The following is a 19,982-nucleotide window of genomic DNA, read 5'->3' as shown; positions in this document are numbered from 1 at the left end:
TTTTTGCATATTTACTATTCTCATCTTTTGTGCTCTCTTTGTATTATCAAAACTAAATAAAAAATTGCTATTATTTAACTCGAGTATTAGAATTACCAATTTCATTCTCTCTCTTCTTTCTTAATCTTATTGTAGTAGCGTTAACTTATCAAGATAAACGACTAATTACATACATGATAAAATACAGCCATCTCTTTAAACAACTTGAAAATATAGGTTGTGGGTATATTCTTTTAACCTCTAACTGGACCATAATAGAGGTTAGTGATGAAGCACAGCATTTATTAGGAAACATTAAAATAAATGATTTAGCCGATTTTTTTATCCTAAATTATGGAATAAACATAGAATATGTTAGACATAAAATAAAAATAAATTCAGGTTTTTTTAAAATAGCATGTTCTTACACTCCCTTGAACACGGAGCATGAACTATGCTTTTTTTCGGACGATGATGAGATTACATTGTTCATACGAGAATTATCTACTTCCTCAGAAACACTACTGAAAGAATTATTTGATCTAGCACCAGTTGCAATGATGGCGTATGACTTTGAAAGAGATAAAGTCTTTGTTAATGATGATTTTAGTATGCTTATAGGCTACCAGAATCAAGATTTAAAGTCGATGAATGAGTGGTTATCTTTGGCATTCCCCGAAGAAAGCTACCGTCAGGAAATTTATAATCACTGGTTTGAGGGAATTTCGAATGTACTGGCTGGCGAACAAACCTTTGTACCTTTTGATTCTAAAGTCAGATGTAAAAATGGTACCTTTAGATACTTTGATGTTTCTTTCAAATTACTTAAGCAATTTACAATTCTGTCGTTTATTGATGTTACAGATAGAGTTCTCACTCAAATTCATTTGGAGGAAAGTCGTAGAGACTTTCAAAGTATCACAGAGGAAATTAATGAAATCCTATGGATTACAAACAGCTCTAATGATGAGGTATTATTCATAAATAAAAAGTGTGAGAAAATTCTATCAGGATATTCTCAACATTTACCAACGATAAACGACTTTCATTCGATTATACATCCAGAGGATTTACCTAAATTATTGGATGCTCAGCAAGCTTACCTCAATAATACCTCCATTCCATTAAGAATTGCTACAAGAGTTATACTATCCGACGGAATTTGTAGATGGTTTGAGCTTGTAAAGTTTCCTTTATTAAATGAACAACTCCAAGTTTACAAACATGTTGGTTTAGCCAATGATGTAACTTCCAAAATAGAAGAACAACTTAAGTTTGAAAGATTAAATCAGTTGCAAAACACATTAGCGAAACTTGCCATTACTTTTATTAATAAACCTTACCAAGATTTTCAAAGTGAATTAGTCAACATGCTTGAAACGGTCGGAAAATCAACACAGACCTCAAGAGCTTTTATCTATAAATATGAGCAAAATCAGGAAAAACTTATAAAGACGCATGAATGGGTTTGTCCGACCCAAGTCATTGAGAGTGATGACCAACTTCTCGAGATAGCTATATCTGAGGCCGAACCTCTTTTCAACAGACTCATTGAAGATAAAATATTACATGTCTACGACATAGACGAGCTAAGCTCATTCCCTCGAATTTTTGGTGCTTTATTGATGGAGTCAGTAGGTTCGATTGTGGTATTACCTTTTTTTGAAGGTAATGTGGTGATTGGTGTGCTCGGACTCATGACGTCGAAGGAGCAACGAACGTTTGGAAAGGATGAAATAGAACTTCTAAAAGTTGTGGCAGAACTTATTCAAAACGTTACAATAAGGTATAATGTAGAAAACTCTTTAAGAGAGCGAGAGCGGGAGTTTCGTGGAATTTTTGAAAACCTCTCAGAGGGCATTGTCTATCAAAACCGTGATGGTTCAGTTATTCGAGCCAATAGTAGCGCTTCCAAAATTCTCGGAATCGATCAGATTAATACAAGAACAATATCACAGCTATTCAAAGAAGTTCAATTTTTAGATACAAACAAAGATATTATTGACTTAAACCTTTTACCTTTTGCAAGAGCTCTTTCCTCAGGAAAACCTGTCATTGGAGAAATTGTTGGAATTAAGTATCAGTCAAGTGACCAGGAAAAATGGTTTCGTGTAAATGCAATACCTGAATTTAAAGAAAAGGGCTCTATCCCCTTTCGTATATTCTGTACGTTCATTGATATTACTGAACAAAAAACTACTGTTGATTCCTTAAAAGAAAGTGAGGAAAAATATAAACGACTTACAGAAAATATCAAAGATATTGTCTACAGAATTGAATTAATACCTCAAAAGAAATTTACCTACGTTAGTCAATCTGTTCGCCAAATTATCGGATATGAGCCAGATGATTTCTACAACAGTTTTCAACTAGCATCAAATGTTATTTGTAGCGATGATCGGGATCAATTTTTAGAATTGATGGAAAAGAAAAATTTCTTCAATACCCCTATTATGTTGCGATGGGTAAAGAAAACTGGAGAAATTGTATGGGTTGAACAACGGAGTGTACCTATCTTCAATTCATCTAACGAACTTATCGCTGTAGAAGGCATCATTAGAGATATAACGGATACGAAAAAGGCTTTTGATAACTTACATTATTTAAGTCGCTTACAAGAAATACTTATGCGAGTATTCTTGGATTACATTAGCATTACTTCAAGTGAAGCCGACGCAAAGATTAATACAGCTTTGGAAGAATTAGCGAAATGTATCCAAGTAGAACATCTGTTTATTGCAAATTACCGAGACTCTCATTCTTCATTTGACATAAAAAATGAATGGAGGAACTCTATTCTTGATACAACTATCATCATTGCTGAATTGGAACAAAGAGTAGAGAAAATCTACGAACAGCATCTCAAAGGAATACCATATCATTTGAAATTAGAGCAAGTTAGTATTGGCCTTGAACCAATTTTCGCCGCCAATGAATTGATTGGATTTGTTGGTATCAAGATTAGTACAATAGTAGAAAGAGACGATAAGTTTGATGGTCAAATACTTAAAATGTTGGCTAAAATGTTAACCAACATTTTAGAAAGACAAAAAATCATCTCTGAGATAGAAGAAAGCAGACAATTACTTAACAATATCATAAATAATAATGGCTCAGTTATTTATGTAAAAAATCTTCAGGGAGTTTATCAAATCGTTAATTCAACTTGGGAGTCTGTTCTGAATATTAGTAAGTCACAGGCATTGGGAAAAACAGATTTTGATTTATTTTCAGAGGATTTTGCCAAAGAATTTACCTCAAATGATCTTAATGCACTCAATGGTGGACAACCACTTTATTTTGAGGAGAGTGTGATCATTGATTCAGAAAAACGTGATTTTATTAGTGTAAAATTTCCTGTTCGAGACTCTGCAAATCAATTAATTGGTGTAGCTGGGATGAGTACCGATATTACAAGGATTCGTAATATAGAAAAAGCCTTGAGAGAAAGTGAAGCTAATCTAAAGGCAATACTTGATAGCTCTTCTGAAAGTATTTGGTCGATAAATACAAATTTTGAAATTATTTATGCGAATAAAGTTGTTCGTAGAGACTACCTTGAGTCATTTGGTGTGGAGCTCCATAAGGGGGTAAATATCCTTGATGCCTTACCCGAAGTTGTACAACAAGAATGGAAGAGCCGTTATCAACAGGTCTTTGAAAATAAGGTTATACAATTTAACGATAAGATACCCACGCACAATAAGACTTATTACTTAGAAATTTCGATGAATCCTATTTTGCTAGATGATCAAGTGGTAGGTGTATCCGTTTTTAGTAAAAATATTTCAAAAGAAAAGTATGCTCTTAATGATGTACTCCGATACAATAACATATTTGAGAATCTGCTTAATGAAATTTATTTATTCGATGTTCATACCTTAAAGTTTTTGGGAGCTAATAAAGCGGCTAGAGAAAACATTGGATATAGCGCAGACGAGCTCGCTTGCCTTACTCCAGTTGATATAAAGCCTTTGATAGATCGAAATGAATTTCTTGAATTAGTAAATCCTTTGATTACTGGCCAAAAGAAAAAGCTTGTTTTTGAGACTATTCATCGTCGAAAAAATCTAACTCAGTATCCTGTTGAGGTTCATCTTCAGATAGTAGAAATTGAGCAAGAACGTCAATTTGTTGCGATCGTAGTAGATATCACAGAGAGAAAGACTGCCTCTTTGGCACTTATAGAAAGTGAAAATAGATTTAGAAGATTATTCCAAAATAATGCATCTATCATGTACATTATCAATCCCGACAACGGGCAGTTTGTAGATATGAATGATGCCTGTATAAACTTTTATGGATGGTCACGTGATGATTTTAGCCAACTAAATATTTTAGATATTAATATTTTTGAAGAAGATGTTACTCAAAAATTTGAACTAGTTTCAAAAAGCACTAATCTGGTATTCGAAACAAAACATAGAAATAAGTATGGAGAAGTATTCGATATGGAAATCTATAGCTGTATGATAGAAATAGGAAGCCAAAATCTAATATTTGAAATTGCTCATGATGTAACAGATCGAAACAAATACTTCAAAGCCGTCGAAATACAAAACAAAACATTGAAGGATATTGCTTGGGTGCAATCTCACGTCGTTCGAGCACCACTCTCAAGATTGATGGGGTTGGTTTTATTACTAAAAGAAGGCACTGAAGATGCTGAAATGCTTGAACAATGTCTAAATCATATTATTAGCTCAGCATTTGAAATAGATCAAATTATAAAAGATATTACCAATAAAACTTACAGTGTAAAAGAACTTGAAATGGATATAAATAATTCTATCGCAACCAAGCATAAAAAAGTACATGTATCAATAGTTGATGATGATAGTACTGTTCAATTATTACATAAGCTTTTAATTGAAAAAGTTGGTATAGCTACTACTCCCAACCAATATTTGAGTGGGTTAGGTATGTTAGATTTTATAGTATCTCATGATTCTCAAACGAATGTACATATTGTATTTTTAGATATCAATATGCCAGAAATGAATGGTTGGGAGTTTTTGGAAAGCCTCAGTAATAGGTTCCTTTCCTGCACTGTGAAAGTAGTTATTGTTTCATCATCAATCGATCAAGCAGACTATAATAGAGCTTGGACATACCCGTGGGTGATTGAATTCCTTAGCAAGCCACTCGATTTGAAAAAGTTGAGCGCGTTAAAAGAACATGTGGATTTAAGAGAGTTCTTTAAGGAAAATAGTAAAGAATAGAATGATTTTTTTTCATCCTAAAGAGTCAAATAAATGAGAACACAGTTAATAGGTTGATTTAGTAGCTATTGATATATTAAAGTCTATTGTAAACATAATTTCGGCAGTATCGATTTACTATTGAAGCTTTAATTTTAAGAGGTTGAATGGTTACAATTCAACCTCTTAAAATATTTATTAAAAAAGACCTAAGAACTTCTTGCGTTTAGGCATTTTACCCAAAGACTCCCATTCGATATTGGACTTTTTAGCAATCAGCTTCAATGCACGCATATCTTTTTTGTGAATGGAGGTCAGTACCATTTTCTGATACGTGAGCGCTTGAGCTTCCTTGAACTTGGTTTCTGCATCCGTCCCTAAGCGTCCCATTCCTCTGATTTCCTGTAAGGTGGTTGTGCTGATTTTATAAAGCTTTCTAAGCGCTTCTGACTCAGTTTCTACCTTCTTTTCAAGCTCACGAATACTTGCTTTGGTTTTACTGATTCTTTCATCCAGCAAAGCAATTGGGGCAGGTTTAAAGCCTTCAATGGATTGGTTTTTCAACATCATTCCATCTATTTCCTCTAATGAAACGGTATTTGACTTTGCATTTGTGACTAGAAACAAGAGCTTACCTCTTTTCACTAATTGCCCTTCTTCAAAAGGACTTTTAAGGTGTATCTCTTTAGCTTTTACTTTTTGTACTGGTTTTATTACTACAGCCTCTTTGGTATCATCGACCAAAAGTACACCTTCATATTGGTTTCCGTTTACGCTTTGAACCTTGAGTGTTTTATCCAACTCTTGGTCCTTTACAATATCCCCTTCATCAAGCGTCCCTTTAAAAAGCTTTTTGACAGAAGAAGGTTTACTTTTGGGTTCAGGTTTGGGAGCTGCCTTTTTTTGCTTTGAATTAGCAAAGGCTTTTCCTTGCTCTTTGTTGTCTTTGGAGATACCTAAAAGAGATTTTGCTTTGGATACTTTCTTTACCTCTTTGGAACTAGGCTTTTCTGGTACTTCTTTGGGTTTGGCTTGAGCATCCAGCGCTTTATTGATTTGTTCTAAAATTACATCAATAGATTCATCGATTTCAGGGTCAAGACCATATACCTCTACGGTATCTGTTGTAAGCCCTTCTACGATTTCAACGAGTTTTTTGTTAGAGTTTTCTAAAAGATCTGAGCGCTTTGAAGCGTAATTGCTAACGGTAATTTTCATGGTTAATTAGGTTTAGTTTAAGTTTAATGCTTGTGCCTTGAGTTTGAGTAATTGAAGCTTGATTTTAATCAAGCGAATGGACTTTTGTTTTTCAGCTGCATCGTTGGCATTCTGTTGCTGTACCTGAGCGTTCACAGAATCTTGAATCATTTTAAAGTCAGTAGCACTTAGGTTAACTGACGCTCCAAATCGCTCGGTCAAAATCCTACAGACCGTCTCAAGGTTTGAATCATCGACAATTCCCACCATCGTACTCGACACTGAATTGAAGTTGCCTCCATCTACGTATTTGAGTAGTTCCGCATCCGTGTAAACATCGCCTCCTTTACTTTTGGATAGTGCGGTAATCATTCTAAACTTGCCATTTTGTCTAAAAAAGGTAGTTCCAATGCTAGTTGATACCTGACCTTTACTTCGAATGATGGGTACTGCTACTGTTAGTGGTGCAATGACATTGGCAGTATTGCTTTTCCAATTAGATTCCCTCAAGTAAGAATTTGGTAGTAATAAGCCTTTCTTGACGCTGCCATCTTGCATCGTAAAATCAATCAAACGTCCCTTGGCAAACTTATCATTGGTATAGGCTTGTAAAATGTTTCCCGTAACAATTAAAGCTGAAACACGGTCTTTGGATTGTGAAGTAATCGCTCGTTGCCACTGTTCTAATACATTATCATTGGACAAAAACTTTGATTGACTCATGATTCCTGAGAGCTTGCCAAAATCATTGCCTGTGATGCCAAAGGTTTGCTTTTTGACCCCATTGGAGACGGCTATATCAATTTCAAAAGTATTCAATTGTATTTGACCATCTTCGTAAGGCTTGATACCCAAACAAACCCCTGTGACGTAGCTATTGTCGGATTGTGGTACATACAAAAGCCTTCCTAGTTTGAAAAAGTCAATCAGCTCTCCGTATGCTCGTTTGTTTCCTTCCTTGCCAGAACTATGATAGGCTATGGCTTCTTCACGTTCTTCTAAGAGTTCCTGTAGCTTGGTTTGTAGCTTTTGCTGTTGTTCCTCAGTCTTATTTTTGAGTGCCTCAAACCATGAAATTGTCATTTCTTTGTCTTTCTCATAGTCGGTTTGTGCTCTGGTGATTCTGGATTGCGTTTGTTGCTCTAATAAACTCAAAACAATCTCTTTAATGCCATCCTTTTGTACCTTTTCACGCTTTTTAAGTTCTTCTTGTAAGGTTGTGACCGTGTAGGGCTTTCGTAGGTTGTTGATTTCATATAATCCCACGTATGTAGGTCCCGAAAAAGGTGAATCCGTGAAGCTTTTCCCTAGTACTGCGATATTGGGTTCTTCGATACTAGCTGCCTTTAAGTCCATCGTTTCGACTTCAAGGTCATACTCATCCAAGGCAATCTTTAGCTCCACGAAGGCTTGATACTTTTTGACCATATCGGCATAGAACTTTTCTTGTTCCTTGGTATTGAGTAAAGCCACTCGACCAGATACGCTTTTCGCTAAGTTTTCAATATACTTTTCGGACTTTGCGTTCGTCTGTTCTGCATCTTCATCACCATGTTGAGCATCATAGAAATAGCGTTGGAGGTCTAAGCGAGTGTAATAACTCTTTTCCAAATCCTCATTTTTATCATCTTCAATCAAGGTTTTCATCACGATGTCTCCATATTTATTCAAAAAGTCCTCAGATTGAATAAGGTCTTTAGAGGTCTTTTGGGACGAAGTGGTATTGGCATCCAATGATTTAAGCTTTGATTTTAGCATCATCACTAAGCGCTTTTCAGCAGGAATGTCAGAGCTGAGATAGTCATAAATCGGAGGCAAGATTTGCCCCGTTCGGTTGATACGACCACGCTTTTGAATCTCGGTGTTAATATCAAGCTCTGGTTGCCAAACAATCATCACTCGTTGCTTTACCTCATTGGCTGGTACTTTCTTCGTAGGAATAGCATGAGCAGACTTTCCTGTTGAACCGCTTTGATTAATCATCAAGCAGTCAATTTGATTATCCTGAAACTTTTGAAAAGTATCAGCCGCATTCTCTTTGCGCCTAGTTTGCACTCGACCAGTCGTGACAGCTGCACTCATTCTCCCTAAGCCTTTGGGTAGGTATTCATAGATAACCTCCAAGTTTCGACCAGTCACCTCACCAACTTTGTAGCCCTCAGCTTCAATGCGTTGTTTGACATAATCAATTGGTGAAATCATCACACCCGTTTGAATCGTTTTGATTCTACTCAAGATGTAGTTGTATTCAAAAACGGCATTACTTCCTAAGGTATCCAATTCGATTTTCTCAAAATGCCTTTTACCCCAACCGTCATTGATTTGGATTCTGAGTACACCTTCTAAACCTCTGGTTAATACTTGTGAAAAGTCAGTATTTACTTTGCCTGTTGAATCAATGTCGAGTTCCTTAACAAAAGCTTCCATCGTATTTGCAAAGGCAATCACAGGCTTTTTACCTTCTTTGAGACGTTGAATGGCTCTATCCGCTACGGCATCAGCTTTGATTGCCAAAAGCATTTGAGAGACGATTTGGAAGACTTTAGAAAAGTATGGGGCATTGCGTACCCCTAAATCAGCCGTTCCACTCGCCAAAGCCACTTCACCTTGTTCATCACGCAAAGTTTGATTCATGTTTTCTACCGTGCCTTTGACATAGTTTCGCTGGAAAGCTACAATCATTTGCATAATGTCGGTGATGTTGTCACATATCTTTCGGTGCAAAATAGAATAATCCTTCATGCCAAAAGTGGTAGCAGTTTTATCCAGCACAATCCAGTTGACAATCGCACCTGTGTTAGCCATGCCTCTTTCGTGTCGAATAAGTTGTCCTTCACTTACCAAGTTGGCTGAGATGATTTCTTGCAAAGCCACACCACCCATTTCAACGGCATTAGCCATTTGCTCAGAGGACATATTGGCTTCGCTAAGGTCAGTTTTAAGACCATACAAAGCCATGTTTTCACTACGTTTGGCAAAAGTGGCAGAAAGGAAAATCGTACCTTTGGATTCACGGACAATATCTCTCATGATGATACCCGTAGAGGAACTTCCCCCTGAGGCATTATGCGATTCGTCCAAAATCAAAATATTACCTTTTGCCTGTTCATACAGGAATTTAGCCTTTTTACCCTTGATAACGTTCTTTTTACCACCATTCCAAATAACTTTATTGCCTGTAGCTACTTGTGAGTAGGTCGCTAAAATAAAATCATATTCATCGGGTAAAACACCTGAGTCAATGACGCCATCTTGTTCTAATTTTTCAGGAGCTTTGTAAATGATATTCCCTAAGTCATCCTTGATATGCGAATCAGCATCCCTCGTATTGACGATAAATGGTCTGATATGTTTCCCCTTTGACAAGTCATAGTCAGTCGTGTTTCGTTTGTATTTAAACACGCTTTTGGTAGGATTTTGCTCTTTAAAAGCTTCGTAGTTTTCGGGATTGTTTTCGTAGCTGCTTTTCTCTTCTTCGCTCAATTCATCCCATGTATCATACTTGATTTTATGCTCGACTTGACCAATGGCGATTTCTAGTTTTTGAGAACCATCTTCCATCCCCACCCCGATAAGGTCACGATAAAGGTCGGTAAACAAAGAGGGCTTTTCTGTGATAACAATGGGCTTCCTTCCTTTGTGGTAGGCATAACGAATCATGGCCGCATTGATACGCCCTTTTCCAATGCCTGTTTGATGGGCGATAATGATTCCTTTGCCTTTTTCGACTTGATAGATAGCCAATGCGACCGAATCAACCTGCTCGGCCGCCAGTGCATTCGAGAGTTCATCGAGTGATTTGTAGCGCAGGTGCATCTTGACGTATTCATCGACCGTCATTTCGTCGCCATACTCATTTCGGAGGTATTCTTTGAGTTTAGAAAGGGCAATTTGTCCCTCAAAAAACATAGAATCAGGGGTTTCAACGGAAAGAGATTTCATTTTGGAAGCGGGACGATACATTTCGCCTAATCCTTCCACTTTCTTCTTTTTGGATTTAAACAATTTAATCATGGTAGAGGTATTTATTTTGATAGCAAAATGAACTTCTGCAGCTGGAAAAAGACCAGGAGAAAAGCGGATTTTGCTATCAAATTATTGAGAGCTTTCGCCTGAGCAAGGTGTCGACACACAACAGTGTGTAGTTTTTTGCTATCAAATGGCTAATGCCAGCGCTTTAAGCTTGAGTAATTGTAGTTTGATTTTGAGTAGTTCATGGGGCTTCCTTTCAGCTTTTTGATAGGTAGTCATAATCCTTTCATAGAGTGCATCAAAGGTTTCAACCACCGTTTGATTGACATCTTCCGCCATCGGGGCAAAACCAGAGGGTTCTTTTTTGACGCCATCCACTAAGACCACACGAACATCAAATTGTGTTCCTTGGCGAGCGTAGAGCTCTCCATCGATACTAATCACATCGACCACATTGTAGTAATGGTGTAGATAGTTAAAAAAGAAGCGGTCGCCCACGGCATGATTCCCTCGATTTCGACCAGCAATCAATCCCTGAGCATTGTAATGAGTATGCCCACCAAGGATAAAAGCTGCTTTGCCTGCTGGCTTCATGGTTTCGAGCGCATACAATGCCATCAAATGGTCAAGTTTATGAACTCTAATAGGACCTACATTCACTCTTTGGGGTAGCAAACCAAAGGGAGGATTGGAGATAACGGCATCAAAGCTACGTTGATACTCAGGCATCTTTAAAGAAGCATCATTCTTCGTTACTAACTTAAAGCCTTGAGTCAAGAGATTTTTATATCGTAGCTCAGAGATTTCGTTAACGATAAACTGTCTTGGTTCAGCGGCAATGGTCAAAAGTCCGTTTCCTGCACTTGGTTCAAAACCTTGTTTGTTTGGGTTATCAATCCCACACCAAATCCCCATCAAAAAAGCAATAGGCGCTGGAGTGGAATACTGTTGAAGCATAACACTTTCAGAGGTACGATGATTGAGCCGAACTTGATTTTTGTAAAGATTGACAATACTCAAGTATCGCTCTAAAATGCTGGTATTGGCATGAGCATATTCCCTTGCCGTGCGAACAATGGCTAATTCGGTAAGTTCTTTAACCTCTGATTGGTTGGTGATACCAAATTGGCTTGCTAGTTTTTGGGAAGTAACTTTATTGTCCTTTTGACCATCCTTAAGCCTACTTGCGATGGCATTCACATATAAAGATGAATTATCTATAACCAATTTACCGATACCCTGTAAATGGGAACTTACTTCAAAATCGGTAAAAATACCAGCTTCTTCAGAGTTGAAAACAGGATTGCATGGGTCAAGGATAAGAGGTTTATCCAGCAAAATCACCAGATAGATGTGTGATGTATTCTGTGAAGGATAGGTCGCCAAACGAACTTTAAAAGGAATCCTTAAATTTAGTAGTGCTCCTCCTAAAAAAATTACAAAATCTTCACAATCTATACCTGTATGTCGGTCTGCCCATGAGGCGTTAGGCAAACGAATGATTTCCGCTGAGTCTGGATAACCATCGTATTTGTAAAGGAATTCTTTTCGGCAAAAGTCATGCAAGCGCCTAATAGACTCTCGGTGCGTATTATACTTAAATCTGTTTGCAAAAGCTTTGGTTTGTACTTTGGCTTGAGGTATGTATTGACTAGCAATTAAGCTAGCTAGCTGTTGTATATTGGGGTTTTCATGGATGATACGGTCGTGTTTGGTGGGGGTCTTAAAAATTGAGCTTGTTTTCAAAATACTTGATGTTAACTATCATATAATATTGAAAACAAAGGTATAAATAAGAAGAAAAGTGGACGGAGGTATAAAAGTGGTAGTATAGGTGTAGTATACACATATTAACGGGTTACTTTATTGACATTTTAGTAACATAATTATTATCAGTGTAATTAGATTCAGCATCCGATGAGTCAGCATTAGCAATGATATCAAATGTATAATCTCCTTTTGCTTTTACTTTAGCCTTCAATGTACTCAGGTAATAACCGTATGTATCTATCTGTCCAATATCTTTTTTAGCATCTTCAAATATCGTTTGCTCATTTACGACTTTCCCATTTTCAACTTTTACTACTACATACATCTTGGTTTTAGTTACAGGTCGTGCTGTGTGTAAGAAGCAACTCAAATTATTACTCCGCACAAATACACAGTTATATACGTAAATTTCTTCATTGTCACTTAGTGGTCGAAAAATTGAGTTTGGCTCTTTTGTGTCAAGAAATGGCACAAAACTAGATTGCCAATATATACTGTATTCTATTCCTGAATAGGGATCCTTCCTTTGGACACTAAAAAATTCATTTTTCGAGTTTGGAAAGATATTAACAGTAGATTTTGGTGGAAAGAACGTGCGATTTCCAAAAGAATCTACATAAATCAATATGTTTTGCTCTACTTTTAAGGTTATTTGTTGATTTATGTTATTCAAAAAAGGAGGAATGAAATAATTTTTATCTCCTTCTTCACAACCACAACTGGTTGAAAATAAGCAATAAGCGAAAAACATTACATTTATTGCGATAAAAGTTATTTTCATAGTTAATTATCTTAATATGTAAACTTCATTTCCATTTTGATCAATCATTGGTTTCGTTCTTCTGCCAGTAACCTGTATTACTAAAACAGGAGCTGAAGTTTTGGCCTCATAAGACAACCTTTTCCCTGTAGTTGTTATATTCTCGTTATTATCTTCATTTCTTTCTTTAACAGTATTAGTTACATCCGCATCTCCTACTATTTTATAATAACCGCTAACAATAAAAGCTAAACTATCATTCACTGATTGACTTTGACCACTGGAGAGGGAATTTATTTTATAAGATTTAACATCAACAGTTTTAGGATTGGAAAAATTATTACTGCTACTGTAGGATATTACTTGCTTATAAGTACTTTCATCAGCAGAAGTTTTATTTTTTTTACATATTTCATCTACCACATTTAATATACTGCTACCTATCACATAGCCATCTGAATTTAGAATTTTTTCATTTTTTGTAGCCTTTAATACATCTACTATCAAATCGGCATAGGGTGTTAGAGAGCATGGATCGTTAGTTTTACAACCTGAAAAAAGAAGGATTGTTGTAGCAGAAAAGAATACTAGAGAAGTTGTTATTTTCATGATTAGTACAGTTTTAGTTTTCAGCAAAGTATATCAAAAAAACACAAAGCTCAATAGGGGGAATATCTTTTTTATTATTCGGTAATATCAAGATTAACAACTCCTTAAGTCCAAATATTAAAAAACTCAAAATGTTCTTATTTGAAACACATTTTTGTAAATATAATCAATGGCAGGATAAGGCAATTTCCTTCGTAAAGCAGGTTTATCAGGGTCAAAGCCCAAAGACTTTAGTTTTTCTTTATGAGCATCCACCTTCAAACACGAAAGAAGATACTTCACATCAGCTCTAAGGTTTTTGCCTTGTCCTGTGGTAATATTTAGCTCTTTGCAAATATCGGTTAGTGTTGAAGGTGGATAGATTTTCATCTTACTTATGCTTTAAAATCGGTGTGAACCCAATAGGTAATTCTTTAACTTCTTTTCGAGTGATACCTCTACCTAGTTGTAGTTCTGGATTGAGGGTTAATTCTTGCTTGTCACAGTAGACTTGCATGGTGTTTTCCATCTGTGGTACTAACATAGTTTGAGCGTTGAAGGTTAGTTTGTAGCGGCCTTTTCTCTGGATTAGGGTTCTTACTATTGCTCCTAGACAAAAGACCACCAAAAGAACGAGTAATAGGTTTAGTGTAAACATGGTTTAAAGAGGTTTGTAGGTTATGCCATGATGACCTGAACAAAGAGTCTTTTGCTAATGGTAAAACTGTTACGGTAGCGTGTGAACTCTTTGATGGATTCAATGGCAGCATCGAACTTTGCCACATCATTAGTTTCGACTTCGATGAGTAGCTGACCTGAGAGATTGAATTTCTGAGATAGCTTCTTAATGGCTTGGAGTTGGGTTAAAATCTGTTTTTTCATAAAGGTTGTAAAAAGTCTTTGATTTCTTGCTCTGAGAAATACTGTTCCAGTTCTGGGGTTTCATTTCTTTGGAGCATGGTGTGAAAGTCTGGCAGCTCTCTAAAATAGTCGAGTGGCGGTAAGACTTCTCTTCTTGCTTGAATAGCCAGACAGTATTGGAACTTCAAAAAAGTGGTTTGCATCATTACCATGTTTCTAAAGCTACGTACCTCTGTCTCTAGCTGAAGCTTTTGTTGCTTGACTTTTTTGCGATGGGTCTGAAACCCAACAAAGAAAATTACGCATAGGAATACTAGGTCTAGGGTGTCACGAAGGGTCATCATTTTCTAAGGTTTTCCAGTTGAGTATTGCGAACTGCGAGTCAATATCTAGGCTTTCGTAGATTTTCTTGTCGTGGTTGATAATTTGCACTAACTCTGTTACTTCATGGTTGTAAAGTGCCTTAAATGGCTTGTTAAAGTGTTTTTGAAGTAACTCATACAAAATCACAGAATCAATTTTGATGGTATCCTCAAACTGTTGTCGTAGAACGGCTGATTCTTCATTGGCTTGCTGAAAACCGATAGGTTCTGATTCGTCCAACTCAAATTGCTCACTTATCAGCTCATTCAGCTCTGATTTGTCTAGCTTTATGGGCATTATTGTGGTATTCTGTGTTTCGGTGGGTTCTTCAACCTCTTTGACGTTGAGTGCAGTGTCCTTTTCAGTCCTTCTTCTCATCAGCAAGCTCATTCCCAATATTACCATGCCTACGATGGCACAAATGAGCAAAAACAACTTGGCAATTAATCCGTAGTTGGCATTTTCTGATTCATCTTCAAAATCTAACATAGGTGCTATTTGGGGTTAAATTCTAGTTTCTGTTGTGCAAAGGGAAAGTACTTTTTCCCATCAATCCAATCTACCTGCTCGGTATTTCGAACGCCTACACGGTATTCCTCTTTGTCAAAGTATCTGGTTGTCCATTTCTTGTTCTCAGGAAGCTCTGTGTTTTGAACAGCAATGTCATACATCAAATAGGCAATCTCTTTTCTCGGTTGAACCTTCGTAGGTAGGTCATTGAAATCATCACCTGTTTCCTTCAAAACCAACATATTCATCATTTTCAGAAGGTCTGGTGAAACCTCCGTGCCTCCGAAATAGTGAAATTGAAGTAGCAGCTCTAAGCCGTTATTTTTCGGTGTTTTCAAAAGCTGCTTTTGTGCTTTTGTCATCGTTCCTGAGCCAAAGAATGAGCCTGCATCGTCATAGATTACCACCGCATTTTTGACATAATTGCTACAGTAGTACGAAAACTTGTCATAATCGTCTGATTGAAGCTTGACCACTGCATTTTTTGGCATCGGTCGCTCCAAATCTTCGAAGGTTACTTTCTTAGTGATTTCCTTGTAGCTGGAATTATTCGAATGGTCAAAGACAATGATTCTTTTGGGGTTATTTTTGAAAGCTCCGACTCGAAAATCGAGTGAGAGTTGTAAGGCTTCGTAGGTCTTTCCTGTGTTTCGAGTACCAAAGAAGCCCCAAACGTTTCCTTTGGGATTCATATCTAGGTGATTTTTGCTTTGATTTTCTTAAATACTTTTACGGTAAAATTGGAGAGTGCCTGAGGATTATGAGCGATGATATTCGAACCCATCAGTACCACCAAATCGTAAATCATGGCGGATTTACTTGGGAGTCTATATCTACCTTCACGTGCCTTTTTCTTCAAGTCTTCCAGAATCACCAACTTGACAAACTTTCGGATAGATTCGGTATCTTCTAATCCTTCATCTTGTTGGATTTTTTTCTTTTGCTCCACTCGTTTCTGAGCAGCCTTGACTTCGTCACTTAATGGAATAAGGTTCGCTTCAAAATCTTCGACTAGCTTTTCGTCACCATTCTCGGTTGACATCTCTGCCACGATATTTCGTAGCACGCCCGTACCCGTTTTTACGTAGGAGAAAATTAGCTCGGTCTCTAATTCTGCATTCCCATCCAAAATCACTTGGTCGATGTTGGGCACATATTGAGGTGTGACGACCTGTTGGGCTACAACTTGAGGCTTGAAAGGATTATCAAATAACCCTTCCAATTGTTTGGGAGCTGGTGGCTCTTCTACACGTTCGGGTGGTGAACTCATCCCCGTGAGGATGGAATTGCCTATTTCAGCACCCTCTGTGATTAATCTTAGTTTTTCTGAAAAAATCATGGTGCTACTTTTTTACGTATTGGACGCCCTTTGCTAGACCCTTGCCAGCATACTTTAAACCAAGGTTGACAAAGAAGGACGCTACTTTCTTTTTACCTGCTTTGAGTTGGGCTTTAACTTTTCCCATCAAGGTTTTTCGTTCTTCCCATTCGATAATCAGTTTTTCGAAAACAGGACGAAAAGCGGGTTCAAAATCAATCGCTCCATCGGCTCGAAAGCATCCCATTGCGGTCATGTATTTTCCAATCATATCGAGTTTGAGTTCGTTGTTGATAACAGCAGCATCATAAGTTTTTTTCTTGGAAAGTAGAGCCAGAGCCTCTTCGGAAAATGCTTGAAATTCTTCAAGTGTCATTTCCCCGTGACTTTGATAGCTTACAATTTGTCCGTTGGTGTCTAGGGTGAGTGTAGCGAGTATTTGTTTCATGGTTGAGTAATTTCTTCAAAGCCCTTGATATAGTGGTTTTTCCATACTCCAGCGCCAACACGAACAAAAGCCTTCTTTTCAGAGAATCGAACAGCCTCAGAAATCAAGTTATTGAGACCCGCATCGTTAGCTAGTTTAAAAGTTTTAAACTTATCCAACATAGTGTTTTCGTTGTTTTCATCACGCAAACGGGTGTTTTCAAGCTGAAGGGCTTTGTTTTCGTTTTGTAGCTGAATGAAAACAGGATTGTTTTCAATGTTTTCAGACTCAGTGCTGATGTTTTCATGATTCTTGAAAACATTGTTTTCGTTTAGCAGACGTTTGTTTTCATCCTGTAATGCAATGTTTTCACTTTGAAGCTGAATGAAAACAGGGTTGGTTTCAATGTTTTCAGACTCAGTGCTGATGTTTTCATGATTCTTGAAAACATTGTTTTCGTTTAGCAGACGTTTGTTTTCATCCTGTAAAGCAATGTTTTCACTTTGAAGCTCAATGAAAACAGGGTTGTTTTCAATGTTTTCAGGCTCAGTGCTGATGTTTTCATGATTCTTGAAAACATTGTTTTCGTCCAACAATCGTTTGTTTTCAAGTTTCAACTGAATGATTTCATCCTTTAGAGGATTGATGTTTTCATCCAACAAGGTTTGGAACTGCGCTCTGATTTCAACTTCTCGTTCAGGTGTGAGTAGGCGTTCATCGTTTTCGTTTAAGCCAAACGTTAGACCGTTGAAAACATAATGAGCCAAGGCAGATTGAAGAATGTTTTCATGGGTTTTTAGCTCTGGATTTTCTTCGAGTAGGGTATCAAGTTCACGAAGCTGCTCAGGTGTGAGGTGTATGAAAACAGCGTTTTCATGCTTAGGGGTATTGCCAGCAAAAGTGTTTTCAAGAATCTCATTAAGGAAATCACTAACGTTTTGAGAGCTTCTTAACCAGTCAGCAATTTCAGGTCTTACTCTTGCTCCAATCTGGACGGTACGTGCAATGTTTTCAGCCATGTTTTCAATGTTTTCATGAATCAAGACCGATGTTTTCGTTTGTTTTCATCGGTGTTTTCATCATGAAATTAGTAGGCTATTGACGAAAACATGATGTTTTCATGCGAGCACAGTTGATTTTGTCCGTATATATCCGTTTTTATCTCTTTTTTGCACAAGTGATTTTTAGTAAATTTGTATGAAAACCTAAAACGAAAACATTGGATTTATTATGGGAGCTTCTACAATAGTTAATTCTGCAAGCATCGCTCAATTGATGGGCTGGACAAAGGAATATTCGGCAAAGAAAATCAGACAGGTAAAAAAGGCAACAGGTTGTGCATACGTCACCTTCGCAGACTGTGCCAAAGCTTGGAACGTGTCAATGTCGTAAAACAAAGCTCTCTTCTAAATACTACTGATATGCAAACGCCCACCAATTGTGAATTGGTGGGCGTTATGTATTCACAGGGATTGAATTAGGAAGAATAGCTTGGATTAAACTACGTATAATAAATAATTATTATAAAAATTTAAAAATTGAGAGATTCTCCTCAAATTTGAATTCAATTCTAAATAAACTAATTTTTAAAAAATTCTACTAGTCAAGATTACTTCAAAATAATTGTGAACCCCAAAATCATTTTATTATGCAAAAAATCATTTCCACACTTATTGTTTCTACATTCCTATGTTATTCAGGATTTTGTCAGGAAATAAAAAAAGAAGCTGAAACAATAAAAACCAAAATGGATTCATTCAGCTCAAAAACTGGCACCATAACAAAATACATAGATACTAAACTACCAGCCCTAAAGACATCATTCGGAGGTGAAGAAACACGAATCAGAAAAATAAGTAATGGTATCACCACGGCATTCTTTTACCAAATAGAGAAAGAAGGGAAGTATAGTTCTAGTACCGCATCTATTGAATATTCTGATTTGATAGAAGTTCTGAAAGCGTTAAAGGTTCTAAAGGCTGAGGTCAACAAAGATATAGCACTTAATCCTGACTACCTTGAAAATAAGTTTATAACAGTAGATGGATTTAAGGTAGGTTACTTTGTAAATAAAGGCAGTGCGACTTGGTACATAAAATTAGAAAAGTACGGTTCTGATAATACACTCTTTGTAGATAATGGTGAAATTATCGAAACTGCATTTCTTAATGCTAAGAATAAAATTGATGAGTTAAAATCTAAATAATTACTCGCTATTTAAGTGTAGCAACTTTGTTAAACAGTTCAGTGTATGAGTAACAAATATATATTTTCAATTTCATATCAAAACAGCAAAATCCTTGCAGATTCATACCTATATGGGCATAATCTATCGATTGTTAGAATAGAAGATGATGATATGCCACCTGAATGTTATTTTACATCACCACATCTTAGCAGATTGGAAGACCCTAACGAAGTTTGGTCAAGAGCATTAAGTCTAATAACGATGTATAATGGAGTATGTAATTTAGATTTTAGATCTAATAATGAAAATAGTCAGATTTCTAAATTAGGACTCGTTAGACTATTCGAGTGGGATAGTTTTGAAGATATTACACCCAATAACTCATTAGATATAGCACCATCTAATCCATTTGACGAACAATTGACACTTAATAATACATACGTTACAAAATCACATAGATTAGCCTTTCTTACTGAACTAGCAAAAAATAACGATGATATTTATCACATATTAACACAGTTAGGGAATGGGTTAAATTGGAGAAACTTATATGCAATTTATGATACGATAGTTACAGTTTCTAACAGATTGGAAAATAGCAGTTTCCCTACAGTATTAAGTAATACATCTTTTAGTAATACTGATGTTAACGCATTCAAAGCTACGGTTAATAATTTCGGATTACTGGGTGTTGAGGCTAGGCATGGTGAATTGGGATTTAATACACCCAAAAAAACTCTTAATTTACCTGATTCTCAGAATCTAATTCTCGAATTGTGTAATTCATTTATTAGACTGAAGTATGAGTAAATTAAAAGATTATTAATCAGATCTAAGCTTTTATTAGG

The 19,982-nt window shown here is 36.6% G+C and carries 18 protein-coding genes; 4 read left to right on the top strand and 14 right to left on the bottom strand.

Translation table 11 applies throughout. From position 1 onward, the window contains the following. Positions 1-173: 173 nt before the first annotated feature. Positions 174-5,201 (top strand): PAS domain S-box protein, encoded by a 5,028-nt coding sequence (locus QM481_RS10815; protein WP_283381774.1) that lies wholly within the window; start codon positions 174-176, stop codon positions 5,199-5,201. Between the two features lie 177 nt (positions 5,202-5,378). On the opposite strand, the gene QM481_RS10810 is transcribed toward QM481_RS10815, so the two are convergent. The 14 genes from QM481_RS10810 to QM481_RS10745 form a co-directional block, all read right to left on the bottom strand. After that, positions 5,379-6,398 carry a hypothetical protein gene (locus QM481_RS10810; protein WP_283381773.1) on the bottom strand — a complete coding sequence of 340 codons (1,020 nt, stop codon included), beginning with the start codon at positions 6,396-6,398 and terminating at the stop codon, positions 5,379-5,381. Positions 6,399-6,410: 12 nt separating this feature from the next. Next, entirely contained in the window at positions 6,411-10,391 is a 3,981-nt protein-coding gene (locus QM481_RS10805) for a strawberry notch C-terminal domain-containing protein (protein ID WP_283381772.1), read from the bottom strand. A gap of 141 nt (positions 10,392-10,532) precedes the next feature. Beyond that, a complete protein-coding gene (locus QM481_RS10800; protein ID WP_283381771.1) occupies positions 10,533-12,095 on the bottom strand; it encodes a hypothetical protein in 1,563 nt (520 codons plus the stop codon). Positions 12,096-12,207: 112 nt separating this feature from the next. Then, the gene (locus QM481_RS10795) at positions 12,208-12,900 is read right to left on the bottom strand and encodes a hypothetical protein (RefSeq protein WP_283381770.1); all 693 of its coding nucleotides are present in this window, start codon (positions 12,898-12,900) and stop codon (positions 12,208-12,210) included. A 6-nt stretch (positions 12,901-12,906) separates the two neighbouring features. Further along, positions 12,907-13,488, bottom strand: a complete 582-nt coding sequence (locus QM481_RS10790; protein WP_283381769.1) for a CARDB domain-containing protein — start codon at positions 13,486-13,488, stop codon at positions 12,907-12,909. Between the two features lie 126 nt (positions 13,489-13,614). After that, a complete protein-coding gene (locus QM481_RS10785) occupies positions 13,615-13,857 on the bottom strand; it encodes a hypothetical protein (RefSeq protein ID WP_283381768.1) in 243 nt (80 codons plus the stop codon). A 1-nt stretch (position 13,858) separates the two neighbouring features. Next, on the bottom strand, positions 13,859-14,011 hold the full coding sequence (locus QM481_RS10780) for a hypothetical protein (protein WP_283381767.1): 153 nt from the start codon (positions 14,009-14,011) through the stop codon (positions 13,859-13,861). Between the two features lie 134 nt (positions 14,012-14,145). After that, positions 14,146-14,349, bottom strand: a complete 204-nt coding sequence (locus tag QM481_RS10775) for a hypothetical protein (protein WP_095167638.1) — start codon at positions 14,347-14,349, stop codon at positions 14,146-14,148. Next, complete coding sequence (locus QM481_RS10770) at positions 14,346-14,672, bottom strand: hypothetical protein (RefSeq protein WP_283381766.1); 327 nt, start codon at positions 14,670-14,672, stop codon at positions 14,346-14,348. The genes QM481_RS10775 and QM481_RS10770 overlap by 4 nt, the downstream gene beginning before the upstream one ends. After that, on the bottom strand, positions 14,656-15,180 hold the full coding sequence (locus QM481_RS10765) for a hypothetical protein (RefSeq protein ID WP_283381765.1): 525 nt from the start codon (positions 15,178-15,180) through the stop codon (positions 14,656-14,658). The genes QM481_RS10770 and QM481_RS10765 overlap by 17 nt, the downstream gene beginning before the upstream one ends. A gap of 5 nt (positions 15,181-15,185) precedes the next feature. Continuing rightward, on the bottom strand, positions 15,186-15,893 hold the full coding sequence (locus QM481_RS10760) for a hypothetical protein (RefSeq protein WP_283381764.1): 708 nt from the start codon (positions 15,891-15,893) through the stop codon (positions 15,186-15,188). A gap of 2 nt (positions 15,894-15,895) precedes the next feature. Then, positions 15,896-16,540: a hypothetical protein gene (locus QM481_RS10755; protein ID WP_283381763.1), complete on the bottom strand. Its 645-nt coding sequence runs from the start codon at positions 16,538-16,540 to the stop codon at positions 15,896-15,898. A 4-nt stretch (positions 16,541-16,544) separates the two neighbouring features. Then, the gene (locus QM481_RS10750; protein WP_166553936.1) at positions 16,545-16,967 is read right to left on the bottom strand and encodes a hypothetical protein; all 423 of its coding nucleotides are present in this window, start codon (positions 16,965-16,967) and stop codon (positions 16,545-16,547) included. Next, positions 16,964-17,965: a hypothetical protein gene (locus QM481_RS10745; RefSeq protein WP_283381762.1), complete on the bottom strand. Its 1,002-nt coding sequence runs from the start codon at positions 17,963-17,965 to the stop codon at positions 16,964-16,966. The genes QM481_RS10750 and QM481_RS10745 overlap by 4 nt, the downstream gene beginning before the upstream one ends. A 211-nt stretch (positions 17,966-18,176) precedes the next feature. Between QM481_RS10745 and QM481_RS10740 the strand changes: the two genes are divergently transcribed. The 3 genes from QM481_RS10740 to QM481_RS10730 all read left to right on the top strand — a co-directional run bounded on the left by QM481_RS10740 (position 18,177) and on the right by QM481_RS10730 (position 19,944). Further along, a complete protein-coding gene (locus tag QM481_RS10740; RefSeq protein ID WP_166553764.1) occupies positions 18,177-18,338 on the top strand; it encodes a hypothetical protein in 162 nt (53 codons plus the stop codon). Between the two features lie 256 nt (positions 18,339-18,594). After that, a complete protein-coding gene (locus QM481_RS10735; RefSeq protein WP_283381761.1) occupies positions 18,595-19,152 on the top strand; it encodes a hypothetical protein in 558 nt (185 codons plus the stop codon). A 45-nt stretch (positions 19,153-19,197) separates the two neighbouring features. Continuing rightward, positions 19,198-19,944 carry a hypothetical protein gene (locus QM481_RS10730; RefSeq protein ID WP_283381760.1) on the top strand — a complete coding sequence of 249 codons (747 nt, stop codon included), beginning with the start codon at positions 19,198-19,200 and terminating at the stop codon, positions 19,942-19,944. Positions 19,945-19,982: the final 38 nt, after the last annotated feature.

It is taken from the genome of Flectobacillus rivi (genome assembly GCF_030056655.1).
GTDB lineage: Bacteria > Bacteroidota > Bacteroidia > Cytophagales > Spirosomataceae > Flectobacillus > Flectobacillus rivi.
The sequence above is the reverse complement of the archived record's forward strand: the minus strand, read 5'-3'. Positions and strand labels throughout refer to the sequence as shown.